Consider the following 14,850-nt stretch of genomic DNA (forward strand, 5'->3'; position numbering starts at 1 on the left):
TCCCGATCAGTCCGAGGAAGTTGGTCCAGCCGTGGTTATGGGGTTCTCGATCGCCCTGATCGTCTTCAGTCTGCTGCTGATGCTGCTGGTGCTGATGCACAAGGGGAAGGGCGGCGGCCTCTCCGACATGTTCGGCGGTGGCATGCAGTCCTCCGTCGGCGGTTCCTCGGTGGCCGAGCGCAACCTGGACCGCATCACCATCGTGGTCGGTCTGCTCTGGTTCGCGTGCATTGTCGTACTGGGTCTGCTGATGAAGCTGGACAGCTGAGCGGACTCCTGGCCGTTCCGCGCCGGGCTGTAACTCCAATCACTGGACGCGCGTTGGGCCTTACGTAGACTGGGGCACTCGCGGCGCAGCCGCTGTGAGACGCTGTGCAGCACCATCACGCAGGGAGTTACGACCGTGGCAAGTGGCAACGCGATCCGGGGAAGCCGGGTCGGCGCGGGGCCGATGGGCGAGGCCGAGCGAGGCGAGTCCGCTCCGCGCCTGCGCATCTCCTTCTGGTGCTCGAACGGGCACGAGACGCAGCCGAGCTTCGCCAGTGACGCACAGGTCCCCGACACCTGGGACTGCCCGCGGTGCGGGTTCCCCGCCGGACAGGACCGGGACAACCCGCCGGACCCGCCGCGCACCGAGCCGTACAAGACGCACCTGGCGTACGTTCGGGAGCGGCGCAGCGACGCCGACGGCGAGGCGATCCTCGCCGAGGCGCTGGCCAAACTGCGGGGCGAGATCTAGACATCGAGGTCCGGCCGGGCACCGTGAGGTGCCGGCCGGACTTTCCTTTTCGGACGTGCCTCCGGCATTTCGGACGTGCACCGCGGCGCTGCCGCCTCACCGGCCCTCCTGATCAATTAGGTTGGAGGCGCAGCGGGGCATGCACGCACGTACGAGAAGAAGTGGGCTGATGTCCGAGATGAACGCAGAACGTCCTACGAGGCTCGACCAGATGTCGCAATGGGTCGCTCTCGGCAAGCACCGCGAACAGCTGGGCGGGACCCACCTGCGCGAGCTGTTCGACGCGGACCCGCAGCGCGGCAGCGGATACGTCCTGCGGGTCGGCGATCTGTACCTGGACTACTCCAAGCACCTGGCGACCGACGAGACGCTGGCCCTGCTGCGCGACCTCGCCGACGCGACCGGCGTCGCCGCCCTGCGCGACGCCATGTTCCGCGGCGAGAAGATCAACACCACCGAGGACCGGGCGGTCCTCCACACCGCGCTGCGCGCCCCGCGCGACGCGGTGATCGAGGTCGACGGCGAGAACGTCGTCCCCGCCGTCCACGCCGTGCTCGACAAGATGGCCGCCTTCTCGGAGCGGATCCGCTCCGGCGAGTGGACCGGTCACACCGGCCGGCGCATCCGCAGCATCGTCAACATCGGCATCGGCGGATCCGACCTCGGTCCGGCCATGGCCTACGAGGTCCTGCGCTCCTACACCGACCGGGATCTGACGTTCCGGTTCGTCTCCAACGTGGACGGCGCCGATCTCCACGAGGCCGTCCGCGACCTCGACCCGGCCGAGACGCTGTTCATCATCGCCTCGAAGACGTTCACCACGATCGAGACGATCACCAACGCCACCTCCGCCCGCACCTGGCTGCTCAGCGGACTGGACGCCGGTCCCGAGGCCGTCGCCAAGCACTTCGTGGCCCTGTCCACCAACGCCGGGAAGGTGTCCGCCTTCGGCATCGACACGGCCAACATGTTCGAGTTCTGGGACTGGGTCGGGGGCCGCTACTCCTACGACTCGGCCATCGGCCTCTCGCTGATGATCGCGATCGGCCCGGAGCACTTCCGGGAGATGCTCGACGGCTTCCACCTCGTCGACGAGCACTTCCGCACCGCCCCCGCGGAGGCCAACGCACCACTGCTGATGGGTCTGCTGGGCGTCTGGTACGGCGCGTTCTTCGACGCGCAGTCGCACGCCGTCCTGCCGTACTCCCACTACCTGTCCAAGTTCACCGCCTACCTCCAGCAGCTCGACATGGAGTCCAACGGCAAGTCGGTGGACCGCGACGGCAACCCCGTCACCTGGCAGACCGGCCCCGTGGTCTGGGGCACCCCCGGCACCAACGGGCAGCACGCCTACTACCAGTTGATCCACCAGGGGACCAAGGTCATCCCGGCCGACTTCATCGGCTTCGCCCGGCCCGTGCCCGGTCTGCCGGACTCCCTGGTGCCCCAGCACGACCTGCTGATGGCGAACTTCTTCGCCCAGACCCAGGCCCTCGCCTTCGGCAAGACCCCCGAAGAGGTACGGGCCGAGGGCGTGCCCGAGGAACTGGTCGCCCACAAGACCTTCCAGGGCAACCACCCGACGACGACGATCCTCGCCGAGGACCTCACCCCGTCGGTGCTCGGCCAGTTGATCGCCCTGTACGAGCACAAGGTCTTCGTCCAGGGCGCGGTCTGGAACATCGACTCCTTCGACCAGTGGGGCGTCGAACTGGGCAAGGTCCTCGCCAAGCGGATCGAGCCCGTGCTCACCGAGGGGCAGGGCGCCGAGCGGCTCGACAGCTCGACCGCGACCCTGGCGGCCACGTACCGCACACTGCGCGGGAGGTGACCTCGTGAGGGGGGAGGACGTGGTGCGGCTGCGGCCGCCCACCCACCGACTGAACGAACGCGCCGTCACCTGGTGGCGCGTCCAGTGCCTGCTGACGACCGCCGTACCGGTGGGCGTCCTGGCGGTCCTCGGGGCGCTCATCGAGCCCGCGCGGACCTGGCTGTGGGGCCCGGCGGCGTTGCTCGCCGCCGCCGGGCTGGCCGGCACCGCGTTCCTCCCCCCGTGGTGGTACCGGGTGCACCGCTGGGAGGTCACCGACGAGGCGGTGTACGTCCGCACCGGGGCCCTGTGGCAGGAGTGGCGGATCGCCCCCATGTCACGGATCCAGACGGTCGACACCGTCCGCGGGCCGCTGGAGCAGGCCTTCCGGCTGGCGACCGTCACCGTCACGACGGCCTCCGCCAAGGGGGAGATCCGCATCCAGGGCCTGGACCACGAGCTGGCGGCGGACCTCGCCGAGCGGCTCACCCGCATCACCCGGGCGACCCCCGGGGACGCGACATGATCGAGCGGACGGCGCCGGACCCGCACCCGGCGCCCGCGGTGACCCCCGGCGAGGGCGTCCCGCCCGGAGCGCCGTGGCGGCGCCTCCACCGGCGCACCGTCCTCGCCCGGTGCCTCGTCATGCTGGGGGTGGCCGGCAGCGCGGGCCTGCCCGTCCTGCTCGGCCTCCTCGGCGGGCGGCCGTTCTGGCAGGCGCTCGCCTGGGTGCTGGCGGGCGGCGTGGTGCTCGTCGGCGCCGTCACGGCCGCCGACGGCGTCCGTGTGCACCGCACCGGCTACCGCATCGGCCCCGAGCGCGTCGAGCTCCGCAGCGGCCTGCTGCTGGTGAAGAGGCGCTCCCTGCCCCGCGAACGCATCCGCAGCGTCGACCTGACCGCCCACGTGCTGCTGCGTCTCCTCGGCCTCGTCCAGGTGCGCATCGGCACCGGCGAACACACCGGCAGCGGCGAGTCCACGCTGCTGCTCGACGCGGTGTCGCGCACCGAGGCCGAGCGGCTGCGCGGCGAACTCCTCGCCCGCCCGCCCGCCGGGGTGCCGGACGCGGACCGGGACGGGACGATCGCCTCCCTCGACCCCGCATGGATCGCCTATGCACCGGTCTCCTTCGTCGCCCCGCTGCTCGGCGGCGCGGCGGCCGGGGCCGTGATGCAGGTCAGCGAGTGGTTCGGCGCCCAGGCCGAGGTCATCGCCTGGGTCGGCGACCGCTTCGCCGAGACCCCGCTCGTCTGGACGATCCTCGTCCTCGCCGGCGCCGCGCTCCTCGCGGGAGTCGTCGGAGCACTCGGCCTGTGGGTCGAGATGTGGTGGAACTACCGCCTGGAGCGCGAGAACGGCGGCACCCTGCGGATACGGCGCGGCCTCCTCACCTCCCGGTCGGTCTCGGTCGAGGAGCGGCGGCTGCGCGGTGTCGACCTCGTCGAGCCCCTCGGCGTGCGGCTGTTCGGCGCCGCGCGGGTGGACGCGGTCGCCACCGGTCTCGTCAAGGACGCGGAGAACGAGCACACCGACCGCAAGACCCTCCTTCCGGTGGCGCCCCGGGCCGTCGCGGACCGGGTGGCCGCCCAGGTGCTGCGGGAGCCGGCCGCGCCGACGGACCCCTCGCTGCTCACCGGCCATCCGCGGGCGGCCCGCGGCCGCAGGCTGCGGTGGGCGCTGGCCACGGCGCTCGCACCGGCCCTCGTCCTCGCCGTGCTCGGCGCGCTCCTGACCCCGGTGCTGCTGTGGATCGCCCTGGGCTGGGCGGCCGTCGCGGTCCCGGTCGCCGTGCCGCTCGCCCTCGACGCCTACCGCAATCTCGGCCACGGCATCTCCGGCGCCTATCTGCTCACCCGCTCGGGCACCGTGCGGCGCAGCACGGTGGCCCTCCAGCGCACCGGTGTGATCGGCTGGACGGTCCGCCGGTCCCTCTTCCAGCGCCGCGCCGGCCTGCTCACCCTGACCGCCACGACGGCGGCGGGCGCGGGCGCGTACCACGTCCACGACGCGGATGCCTCCGAGGCCCTGGCCTTCGCCTCCCGGGCGGTCCCCGCTCTCCTGGACCCCTTCCTCGAACACGACCGCCCGTGACCCCGCTCCCTCGTCCACCCCGCCGGAGGAGGATGACGGGGGACGGAGGCCACGCGCCGGCACCGCGGGGGAGCGCGGCGTGCCCCCGCGGGCGCGTGCGGGAGGGGACCGGCCACAGGCCGCCGCGGCCCCCTCGGGACCGGGGGCGTGACGGGGACGGAGCCCGCCCGCGGGCGCGTGCGGGAGGGGACCGGTCGAGGCCGTCGCGGCCCCCGGGAAAGTGACGTCGGCGGCGGCACCGTGCCCGGCCACCCTCGGCGTGCGCGGGACCCCCGGCCACAGGCCGTCGCGGCCCCGTGTCCCGACCGGTCGGGACACGGAAACGGCCCCCTGCCCGGTGGTGCCGGGCAGGGGGCCGAGGGTCCGGAGGCGTCCGTCAGGCCGAGGGCGGGGGCAGCAGGTCCCGGGGGAGCCCGGAGGCCGCCGCCGCGTCGAGCAGCCACAGCGTGCGGGCCCGGCCGCGGGCTCCCGCCGCCGGGGCCTGGACCTCACCCGCTCCCGAGAGCGCGATCTGCACCGCCTCCGCCTTGTCCTCGCCCGCCGCGAGCAGCCACACCTCGCGGGCCGCGCGGATGGCGGGCAGGGTCAGCGAGATCCGGGTCGGCGGCGGCTTCGGCGCGCCGTGCACGCCGACCACCGTCCGCTCCGTCTCGCGGACCGCGGGCAGCTCCGGGAAGAGCGACGCCACATGGGTGTCCGGCCCGACGCCCAGCATCAGCACGTCGAAGACGGGCACCGGACCGTGGTCCTCGGGCCGGGCGGCGGCCGCCAGTTCGGCCGCGTAGGCCGCCGCGGCGGCGTCCGCGTCGGCGCCGTGCGGGCCGTCCGACGCGGGCATCGCGTGCACCCGGGCCGGGTCCAGCGGGACCCGGTCCAGCAGCGCCTCACGGGCCTGCGTGACATTGCGCTCGGGGTCCCCGTCCGGCAGGAACCGCTCGTCGCCCCACCAGAGGTCGAGCCGCGACCAGTCGATCGCGTCCCGGGCCGGGGCGGAACCCAGTGCGGCCAGCAGCCCGTTGCCGTTGCGGCCGCCGGTCAGCACCACCGACGCGGTGCCCCGGGCCGCCTGCGCGTCCACGACCCTGGTGATCAGGCGCGCGGCCGCGGCCTGTGCCATCAGGTCCTTGTCGCGGTGGACGACCAGTTCCGCGGCGCTCACTCCGCCGCCGCCTTCCGGGCCGGAGCGGTCTTCTTCGCCGCGGACTTCCGCTTCGGGGCCGCGGGCGCCTCTGACTCCCCGGCGTCCGAGGGCGCCTCGGACTCCCCGGCGTCCGCCGGCTCCTCGGCGGCGGGCGCCTTCGCCCCGTCGCCGAGCCGGTCCACGCCGTAACGCAGGGCGGACGCGTAGGTGTCGTCCGGGTCGAGGCGCCGCAGCTCCTCGGCGATCAGCTCGGACGTCTCACGCCGCTTGAGCGCCACCGCGCGGTCCGGCTGGCCCTGGATCGACAGGGTCGCGAGCGACCCGTCCGGCCGGTCCAGCACGATCGGTCCGCAGGTGGACTCCATCCTGACCGACGTGAGGCCGGGACCCTTGGACGGCAGCCGCCGCACCGGGACGTCCAGCCGGTCCGCCAGCCACATGGCGAGCAGCTCGCAGCTCGGGTTGAACTCCTCGCCCTCCACCTCGACCTCGGTGACCTCGCAGGTCACCTGGTCCAGCGCGGCGGCGAGCATGGAGCGCCACGGGGTGATCCGCGTCCACGACAGGTCGGTGTCGCCCGGCGTGTACGCGTCGGCGCGGGAGACCAGCTCCCGGACGGGCTGCTCCGCGGAGTAGGTGTCGGTGACCCGCCGCTGGGCGAGCGCGCCCAGCGGGTCGGACGCCGGGTCGGTCGGCGCGTTCACCGGCCACCAGACGACGACGGGCGCGTCCGGCAGCAGCAGCGGGAGCACCACGGACTGGGCGTGGTCGGCGACCTCGCCGTACAGCCGCAGCACCACCGTCTCGCCGGTCCCGGCGTCGGCGCCGACCCGCACCTCCGCGTCGAGCCGGGCCTTGGCCCGGTCACGCGGGGAGCGGGAGACCCGCTTGATGACGACGAGGGTGCGCGAGGGGTGCTCGCGCGAGGCGTCGTTGGCCGCCCTGAGGGCGTCGTAGGCGTTCTCCTCGTCCGTCACGATGACCAGGGTGAGGACCATGCCGACGGCCGGGGTGCCGATCGCCCGGCGGCCCTTCACCAGCGCCTTGTTGATCTTGCTGGCCGTGGTGTCCGTAAGGTCGATCTTCATGGCCGGCGCCAGCTCCGTCCGTCTCGTGCGAGCATCTCGTCGGCCTCCACCGGTCCCCAGGTGCCCGCCGGGTACTGCGCGGGCTTGCCGTTCCGGTCCCAGAACTCCTCGATCGGGTCGAGGATCTTCCACGACAGCTCGACCTCCTCCACGCGCGGGAAGAGGTTCGAATCGCCGAGCAGGACGTCGAGGATGAGCCGCTCGTACGCCTCCGGGCTGGACTCGGTGAACGACTCGCCGTAGGCGAAGTCCATCGACACGTCCCGCACCTCCATGGAGGTGCCGGGGACCTTGGACCCGAAGCGCATGGTGACGCCCTCGTCCGGCTGCACCCGGATGACCAGGGCGTTCTGCCCCAGCTCCTCGGTGGCGGTGGAGTCGAACGGGGAGTGCGGGGCGCGCTGGAAGACCACCGCGATCTCGGTGACCCGGCGCCCCAGCCGCTTGCCGGTCCGCAGGTAGAACGGCACCCCGGCCCAGCGGCGGTTGTCGATCTCCAGCTTGATCGCGGCGTAGGTGTCGGTCTTCGACCGCGGGTCGATGCCCTCCTCCTGGAGGTAGCCGACCGCCTGCTCGCCGCCCTGCCAGCCCGCCGCGTACTGCGCGCGCACGGTGTTCGCCGCCAGGTCGCCGGGCACCTTCACCGCACCCAGCACCTTGGTCTTCTCCGCCGCCAGCGCGTCGGCGTCGAAGGAGGCGGGCTCCTCCATCGCGGTGAGCGCGAGCAGCTGGAGGAGGTGGTTCTGGATGACGTCGCGGGCGGCGCCGATGCCGTCGTAGTAGCCGGCGCGGCCGCCGATGCCGATGTCCTCGGCCATGGTGATCTGCACATGGTCGACGTACGACCGGTTCCAGATCGGCTCGAAGAGGGTGTTGGCGAACCGCAGCGCCAGGATGTTCTGGACGGTCTCCTTGCCCAGGTAGTGGTCGATCCTGAAGACCTCGTTGGGCGGGAAGACCTCGTGCACCACCTGGTTGAGCTGCTCGGCGCTTCGAAGGTTGTGGCCGAACGGCTTCTCGATGACCGCGCGGCGCCAGGAGCCCTCCTTCTGGTCGGCCAGCCCGTGCTTCTTGAGCTGCTGGACGACGCTGGGGAAGAACTTGGGCGGTACCGAGAGGTAGAACGCGAAGTTCCCGCCGGTGCCCTGGACCTTGTCCAGGTCCTCGATCGTGGCCTTCAGCTCCTCGAAGGCCGCGTCGTCGTCGAAGGTGCCCTGGACGAATCGCATCCCCTGGATGAGCTGCTGCCACACCTCCTCGCGGAACGGGGTGCGCGCGTGCTCCTTGACGGCGTCGTGGACCTCCTGTGCGAAGTCCTCGTGCTGCCACTCACGGCGGGCGAAGCCGATGAGGGAGAAGCCCGGCGGCAGCAGCCCGCGGTTGGCCAGGTCGTAGACGGCGGGCATCAGCTTCTTGCGGGACAGGTCGCCCGTGACGCCGAAGATCACCAGGCCCGACGGCCCCGCGATGCGCGGGAGCCGTCGGTCGGCGGCGTCACGGAGCGGGTTCGCTCCGTCCATACCGGACAAGGTGGGTCAGCCCTCCGAGGGTGCGAGGCGCTTGAGCTCCGCCTCGGTCGAGGCGAGCAGGTCGTTCCAGGCGGACTCGAACTTCTCCACGCCCTCGTCCTCCAGCAGCTGGACGACCTCGTCGTAGGAGATGCCGAGCTTCTCGACCGCGTCGAGGTCGGCGCGGGCCTGCTCGTAGGTGCCGCGCACCGTGTCACCGGTGATGGCGCCGTGGTCGGCGGTGGCGTCGAGGGTGGCCTCCGGCATGGTGTTGACCGTGCCCGGGGCGACCAGCTCGTCGACGTACAGCGTGTCCTTGTACGCCTTGTCCTTGACGCCGGTCGAGGCCCACAGCGGACGCTGCTTGTTGGCCCGGGCCTTGTCGAGTGCGGCCCAGCGGTCCGAGGAGAAGACCTCCTCGAACGCCTCGTACGCCAGGCGGGCGTTGGCCAGGGCCGCCTTGCCGCGGGCCTTGGCCGCCTCCGGGGTGCCCAGCGCGTCCAGGCGCTTGTCGATCTCGGTGTCCACCCGGGACACGAAGAAGGACGCCACCGAGTGGATCTTCGACAGGTCCAGACCGCGCTCCTTGGCCTTCTCCAGACCGGCCAGGTAGGCGTCCATGACCTTGCGGTAGCGCTCCAGCGAGAAGATCAGCGTGACGTTGACGCTGATGCCGAGGCCGATGACCTCGGTGATCGCCGGCAGACCCGCCTCGGTGGCCGGGATCTTGATGAGCGTGTTGGGGCGGTCGACCAGCCAGGCGAGCTGCTTGGCCTCGGCGACCGTCGCCTTGGTGTCGTGCGCCAGACGGGGGTCGACCTCGATCGAGACCCGGCCGTCCTGGCCGTCGGTCGCGTCGAACACCGGCCGCAGGATGTCGGCGGCGTCGCGCACGTCGGCCGTCGTGATCATGCGGATGGCTTCCTCGACGGTCACCCTGCGGGCCGCGAGGTCCTCGAGCTGCTGGTCGTAGCCGTGGCCGTCCGAGATCGCCTTCTGGAAGATCGACGGGTTCGTGGTGACACCGACGACGTGCTGCTGGTCGATCAGCTCGGCGAGGTTGCCGGAGGTGATCCGGGTGCGGGACAGGTCGTCCAGCCAGATCGCGACGCCTTCGTCGGAGAGGCGCTTGAGTGCGTCTGTCATGAGAGTTGCATCTCCTGTTTGTCGTGTACCGGCGTCAGCGCGCGGCGGCTTCGATCGATTCCCGGGCCGCGGCGGCGACCGCGTCGGCGGTGAAACCGAACTCGCGGAACAGGACCTTCGCGTCCGCGGAGGCGCCGAAGTGCTCCAGCGAGACGATGCGGCCGGCGTCCCCGACGTACCGGTGCCAGGTCAGGCCGACACCGGCCTCGACCGCGACACGCGCCCGCACGGACGGCGGAAGCACCGAGTCCCGGTACCCCTGCTCCTGCTCCTCGAACCACTCCACCGACGGCATCGACACGACACGCGTCGGCACTCCGGCGGCCTGGAGCCGCTCACGGGCCTCGACGGCCAGCTGGACCTCGGAGCCGGTGCCGATCAGCACGACCTCGGGGGCGCCGCCCTCCGCCTCGAACAGCACGTAGCCGCCCTTGGCCGCGTCCTCGTTGCGCTCGTACGTCGGCACACCCTGACGGGTGAGTGCCAGGCCGTGCGGGGCGCCCACGCCGAACTCCTTCGTCCAGCGCCGCAGGATCTCGCGCCAGGCGATCACGGTCTCGTTGGCGTCGGCCGGGCGGACGATGTTCAGCCCGGGGATGGCGCGCAGCGAGGCGAGGTGCTCCACCGGCTGGTGCGTCGGGCCGTCCTCGCCGAGGCCGATCGAGTCGTGCGTCCACACGTAGGTGACCGGCAGGTGCATCAGCGCGGAGAGGCGGACCGCGTTGCGCATGTAGTCCGAGAACACCAGGAAGGTGCCGCCGAACACGCGGGTGTTGCCGTGCAGCGTGATGCCGTTCATGACGGCCGCCATCGCGTGCTCGCGGATGCCGAAGTGCACGGTGCGCCCGTACGGGTCGGCCTCCGGCAGCGGGTTGCCCGCGGGCAGGAACGACGACGTCTTGTCGATCGTCGTGTTGTTCGAGCCGGCGAGGTCGGCGGAGCCGCCCCACAGCTCGGGGATCACCGCGCCCAGCGCCTGGAGGATCTTGCCGGAGGCGGCACGGGTGGCCACGCCCTTGCCCGTCTCGAACTCGGGGAGCTTCTCCTCCCAGCCGGCGGGCAGCTCGCCCGCGCGGATCCGGTCGAAGTCGGCGGCCCGCTCCGGGTTGGCCGTCCGCCACGCGGCGAACGTCTTCTCCCACTCGGCGCGCACGTCGCGGCCCCGGTCCAGCGCGCCACGGGTGTGCGCGACGACCTCGTCGGAGACCTCGAAGTGCTGCTCGGGGTCGAAGCCCAGGACGCGCTTGGTGGCCGCGACCTCCTCCTCGCCCAGGGCCGAGCCGTGCGCGGCCTCGGTGTTCTGGGCGTGCGGGGCGGGCCAGGCGATGATCGAGCGCATGGCGATGAACGACGGACGCCCGGTCTCGGCCTTGGCGGCCTCGATCGCCGCGTACAGCGCGGCCGGGTCCAGGTCGCCGTTCTCCTTGGGCTGCACCCGCTGCACGTGCCAGCCGTAGGCCTCGTAGCGCTGCAGGGTGTCCTCGGAGACCGCGGTCTCGGTGTCGCCCTCGATCGAGATGTGGTTGTCGTCCCACAGCAGGACCAGGTTGCCGAGCTTCTGGTGGCCAGCGAGGGAGGACGCCTCGGCGGAGATGCCCTCCTGGAGGCAGCCGTCACCGGCGATCACGAAGACGTGATGGTCGAACGGCGAGGTGCCCGGGGCCGCCTCGGGGTCGAACAGGCCGCGCTCGTAGCGGGCGGCCATGGCCATGCCCACGGCGTTGGCGACACCCTGGCCGAGCGGACCGGTCGTCGTCTCGACGCCGGTGGTGTGCCCGTACTCGGGGTGACCGGGGGTCTTGCTGCCCCAGGTGCGGAACGCCTTGAGGTCGTCCAGCTCCAGGCCGAAACCGGCCAGGTAGAGCTGGATGTAGAGGGTCAGGGAGGAGTGGCCCGCGGACAGCACGAAGCGGTCGCGTCCCGTCCAGTCGGCGTCCGCCGGGTCGTGCCGCATCACCTTCTGGAAGAGGGTGTAGGCGGCCGGCGCCAGGCTCATGGCCGTACCCGGATGGCCGTTGCCGACCTTCTGTACGGCGTCCATGGCCAGGACGCGGGCGGTGTCGACCGCACGATCGTCCGCTGCGGTCCACTCGAGGTCTGTGGTGGTCGGCTTGGTGCTCACCCTGAGTCAGGGCTCCTCTCCACATGTCGAATCCCGGTGACGAGGGGTGTACCGGGCGCTGTCGAGCCTACCCTCGCAGAGGTGCCCGTCCTTTCGAGCGGGCGTCTTTCCGGTGGCCCGGTTCTTGCGATCCTTGCGATCGAAGCGGGCTCCCGGGGGTGTTACGGGTCCCCGTCGGGGCGCCCGCCGCGGGGACACCGTCAGCGTGCCGCCGACGGTCGCCCCGGGGACATTGCCGGCGTGCCGCCGACGGACGTCCGCCGCCCGCCGGGCCGGTGGCGCCCCGGCCCGGCGGCGACCGGCCGAAGGCTCCGCCGGGCCCCTTCCGCCCGGTGCCGCGCCGGCCTCCGTCCGGGACGGACCGGGGAACGCCGGTGCGGACGTATATACGGACGGTGCCCCACCACGGCTCAACACGAGCCGACCCCCGCGAAGATCGGCGTCCGGGCAACGTCTAGAGTGGCGTGGTACGCGCAAGTCCTCACCGGGTTCTCACCGCTCCCCAGCCCTTCGGCAGGGGAGGAGCCCCCGCCGGGCTTGCTGGGATTTCTCTGTCAGGGGTGTGCGTGACGGCCGTCGAGTCCCGACCCGCAGGGGTCGTCTTGGCTTCCGGCCCGGGGGGCCGTCGGCCGTTCGGGGCCCGCGTCAGGGCGTTCGTGGCGCTGACCAAGCCGCGGATCATCGAGCTTCTGCTGATCACCACGGTGCCGGTGATGTTCCTGGCCGAACAGGGCGTGCCCGACCTGTGGCTGGTGCTCGCGACCTGCGTCGGCGGTTACCTCTCCGCCGGTGGCGCCAACGCGCTCAACATGTACATCGACCGCGACATCGACGCGCTCATGGACCGTACGGCGCAGCGTCCGCTGGTGACCGGCATGGTCTCGCCGCGCGAGGGGCTCGTCTTCGGCCTCGCCCTCGCGGTCGTCTCCACGCTCTGGTTCGGCCTGCTGGTCAACTGGCTCTCCGCGGCCCTGGCCCTCGGCGCCCTGCTGTTCTACGTCGTCGTCTACACGATGCTCCTCAAGCGCCGCACGGCGCAGAACATCGTCTGGGGCGGCATCGCGGGCTGCATGCCGGTGCTCATCGGCTGGTCCTCGGTGACGAACTCGGTGTCGTGGGCGGCCGTCATCCTCTTCCTCGTCATCTTCTTCTGGACGCCGCCGCACTACTGGCCGCTGTCGATGAAGGTGAAGGAGGACTACGCGCGCGTCGGTGTGCCGATGCTGCCCGTCGTCGCCGGCAACACGGTGGTCGCCCGGCAGATCGTCCTCTACAGCTGGGTGATGGTGGCCGTCTCGCTGCTGCTGACCCCGCTCGGCTACACCGGCTGGTTCTACACGGCCGTCGCCCTCGTCGCCGGCGGCTGGTGGCTCTGGGAGGCGCACGCGCTCCAGAACCGTGCCAAGAGCGGCGCGACCGGCGGCAAGCTGAAGGAGATGCGGCTGTTCCACTGGTCCATCACCTACGTCTCGCTGCTCTTCGTCGCCGTCGCGGTGGACCCCTTCCTGCGCTGAGCACCGCCCGCGAGGGTGGTTCATGCCACGCGCCCCCGCCGTGGCCGGGGGCACTACCCGCCGGTAGCATCCTGGCCATGGCAGACACCCAGGTTGAGACGAGCGCGCACGAGCCCGAGCAGGACGCGAGGGCGGCGCGCAAGGCGGCGAAGCTCGCCAAGCAGATCCAGTCGTTCGCCGCGGCGCACGGCGGTGCCGAGGGCCAGCTCGCGTACATCGGCCAGATGGGCACCCGCATCGTCCTCGTCGGCGAGGACGGCGAATGGGGAGACCTCGTCGCCCCGACCCACGCCGTCGCCGTCGGCGCCGCCGAGAAGTCCGGGATCACCCTCCACGAGTCCTTCGACGGCGACTTCGCCGCCAAGGTCCGCACCGGCCCGTACGAGTGGACCCGCATGGCGGGCATCCAGCTCGGCGGCCCGTCCAACGGCTGAGCAACACCTCGCACCGGGGTCGCCCGTTAGGTCTGTGGAAGCACGGTCCTAGACAGGGAGCTCCCGATGATCGACGCCGCGTCCTCGGTGCGTCTGGTCGACCAGTACTGCCACGGGGTGCTCCGCACGGAACTGGGCCTCGGCACCTTCGAGGCCCGGCTCGGCCCCACTCCCGGGCCGCCGGCCGCCGGCACCACGTTCTTCGACACCCAGACCGGCTTCGCCGTCAGACGCTGGTGCCCGCCGCTGCTCGGTCTCGAAGCGCACTGCCCGCCCGCCCGCTACCTCGCCCGCCGGCGCGAGCTGGGTGCGGTCGAGGCGGGCAGACGTCTGCTCAGGGGCACCGGGATCGACACCTACCTGGTCGAGACCGGTCTGCCGGACGACCTCACGGGGCCGGGCGAGATCGCGGCCGCCGCCGCCGCCGACGCCCGCGAGATCGTCCGCCTCGAACTCCTCGCCGAGCAGGTCGCCGACACGTCGGGCACCGTCGAGTCGTTCCTCGCCGACCTGGCCGAGGCGGTTCACGGGGCGGCCGCCCGGGCCGTGGCCTTCACCACGGTCGCGGGCGCCGCCGGTCCGGCGGCCGGCGAGCCCGAGCCGCCGGGACCGGGCGCGGTACGGGGGGCGGCGGGACGCTGGCTCGGCAGCCGCCGGGCGGGCACGCCCCTGAGGGACCCCGTGCTGCTGCGGCACCTGCTGTGGGCTGCGGTCGCCTCGGGGCTGCCGCTGCAACTGCACCCGGGGGACGGCGATCCGGGGCGGCTGGCCCCCTTCGCCGCGGCGACGGCGGGGCGGGGGACCGACCTCGTCCTGCTGCACGGCCACCCCCATCACCGCAGCGCCGCGCAGCTCGCGAGCGTCCACGCCCATGTCTACGCCGACATCGGCCCCGCGCTCGCGCGCACCGGGGCACGGGCGGCAGCCGTGCTGGCGGAGACGCTGGAACTGGCGCCCTTCGGCAAGCTGCTCTTCTCCAGCGGAGCGCGCGGTCTGCCGGAGTTCCACGTCGTGGGCGCGGGCGTCTTCCGCGAGGCGGTGGGCCGCGTCCTGGGCGGCTGGGTCGGCGACGGCGCCTGGTCCCGGGCGGACGCGGAACGCGTCACGGGGATGCTCGCGTCGGGCAACGCGCGGCGGGTGTACGGCCTTCCGGCGCCCTGAACGGATCCGGGCCCTCGGGGGCGCGGCGGCTCGGGCGCACGGACGCCGCCGGGCGCGGTGTGCCCGGCGGCGGTGGTGATCAGGCGGCGATCGGAC

13 protein-coding genes are annotated in these 14,850 nt (G+C 72.5%); 8 read left to right on the forward strand and 5 right to left on the reverse strand.

From position 1 onward, the window contains the following. The first annotated feature begins 37 nt into the window (after window positions 1-37). The 5 genes from secG to EAO77_RS24260 all read left to right on the forward strand — a co-directional run bounded on the left by secG (window position 38) and on the right by EAO77_RS24260 (window position 4,640). Window positions 38-268 (forward strand): preprotein translocase subunit SecG, encoded by a 231-nt coding sequence (secG, locus tag EAO77_RS24240; protein ID WP_147990402.1) that lies wholly within the window; start codon window positions 38-40, stop codon window positions 266-268. Window positions 269-403: 135 nt separating this feature from the next. Next, entirely contained in the window at window positions 404-739 is a 336-nt protein-coding gene (locus EAO77_RS24245; protein ID WP_003957010.1) for an RNA polymerase-binding protein RbpA, read from the forward strand. A 169-nt stretch (window positions 740-908) separates the two neighbouring features. Then, entirely contained in the window at window positions 909-2,570 is a 1,662-nt protein-coding gene (gene pgi / locus EAO77_RS24250) for a glucose-6-phosphate isomerase (protein WP_410088705.1), read from the forward strand. 4 nt (window positions 2,571-2,574) lie between these two features. Then, entirely contained in the window at window positions 2,575-3,075 is a 501-nt protein-coding gene (locus EAO77_RS24255; RefSeq protein WP_147990403.1) for a PH domain-containing protein, read from the forward strand. Further along, window positions 3,072-4,640 (forward strand): PH domain-containing protein, encoded by a 1,569-nt coding sequence (locus EAO77_RS24260; RefSeq protein WP_147990404.1) that lies wholly within the window; start codon window positions 3,072-3,074, stop codon window positions 4,638-4,640. The genes EAO77_RS24255 and EAO77_RS24260 overlap by 4 nt, the downstream gene beginning before the upstream one ends. A 376-nt stretch (window positions 4,641-5,016) precedes the next feature. Here the strand turns inward: EAO77_RS24260 and pgl are convergent, their stop codons facing one another. From pgl to tkt, 5 genes are read right to left on the reverse strand one after another with little or no spacing between them, the layout of a single operon-like run. Next, window positions 5,017-5,799 (reverse strand): 6-phosphogluconolactonase, encoded by a 783-nt coding sequence (gene pgl, locus EAO77_RS24265; protein WP_147990405.1) that lies wholly within the window; start codon window positions 5,797-5,799, stop codon window positions 5,017-5,019. Continuing rightward, window positions 5,796-6,869, reverse strand: coding sequence for a glucose-6-phosphate dehydrogenase assembly protein OpcA (gene opcA, locus EAO77_RS24270; protein WP_147990406.1), 1,074 nt, complete (start codon window positions 6,867-6,869; stop codon window positions 5,796-5,798). The genes pgl and opcA overlap by 4 nt, the downstream gene beginning before the upstream one ends. Beyond that, window positions 6,866-8,389 (reverse strand): glucose-6-phosphate dehydrogenase, encoded by a 1,524-nt coding sequence (gene zwf, locus EAO77_RS24275; RefSeq protein ID WP_147990407.1) that lies wholly within the window; start codon window positions 8,387-8,389, stop codon window positions 6,866-6,868. Before zwf ends, opcA begins: the two co-directional genes overlap by 4 nt. A gap of 15 nt (window positions 8,390-8,404) precedes the next feature. Continuing rightward, a complete protein-coding gene (gene tal / locus EAO77_RS24280; protein ID WP_147990408.1) occupies window positions 8,405-9,523 on the reverse strand; it encodes a transaldolase in 1,119 nt (372 codons plus the stop codon). A 34-nt stretch (window positions 9,524-9,557) separates the two neighbouring features. Then, complete coding sequence (gene tkt / locus EAO77_RS24285) at window positions 9,558-11,645, reverse strand: transketolase (protein ID WP_147990409.1); 2,088 nt, start codon at window positions 11,643-11,645, stop codon at window positions 9,558-9,560. A 566-nt stretch (window positions 11,646-12,211) separates the two neighbouring features. On the opposite strand from tkt, the gene EAO77_RS24290 reads away from it, so the two are divergent. The 3 genes from EAO77_RS24290 (at window position 12,212) to EAO77_RS24300 (ending at window position 14,754) form a co-directional block, all read left to right on the forward strand. After that, window positions 12,212-13,159 carry a heme o synthase gene (locus EAO77_RS24290; RefSeq protein WP_147990410.1) on the forward strand — a complete coding sequence of 316 codons (948 nt, stop codon included), beginning with the start codon at window positions 12,212-12,214 and terminating at the stop codon, window positions 13,157-13,159. 77 nt (window positions 13,160-13,236) lie between these two features. Then, entirely contained in the window at window positions 13,237-13,593 is a 357-nt protein-coding gene (locus EAO77_RS24295; RefSeq protein ID WP_147990411.1) for a hypothetical protein, read from the forward strand. Between the two features lie 66 nt (window positions 13,594-13,659). Further along, window positions 13,660-14,754, forward strand: a complete 1,095-nt coding sequence (locus EAO77_RS24300) for an amidohydrolase (RefSeq protein WP_147990412.1) — start codon at window positions 13,660-13,662, stop codon at window positions 14,752-14,754. The last annotated feature ends 96 nt before the right edge of the window (window positions 14,755-14,850 follow it).

The organism is Streptomyces sp. T39 (assembly GCF_008042045.1).
Classification (GTDB): domain Bacteria; phylum Actinomycetota; class Actinomycetes; order Streptomycetales; family Streptomycetaceae; genus Streptomyces.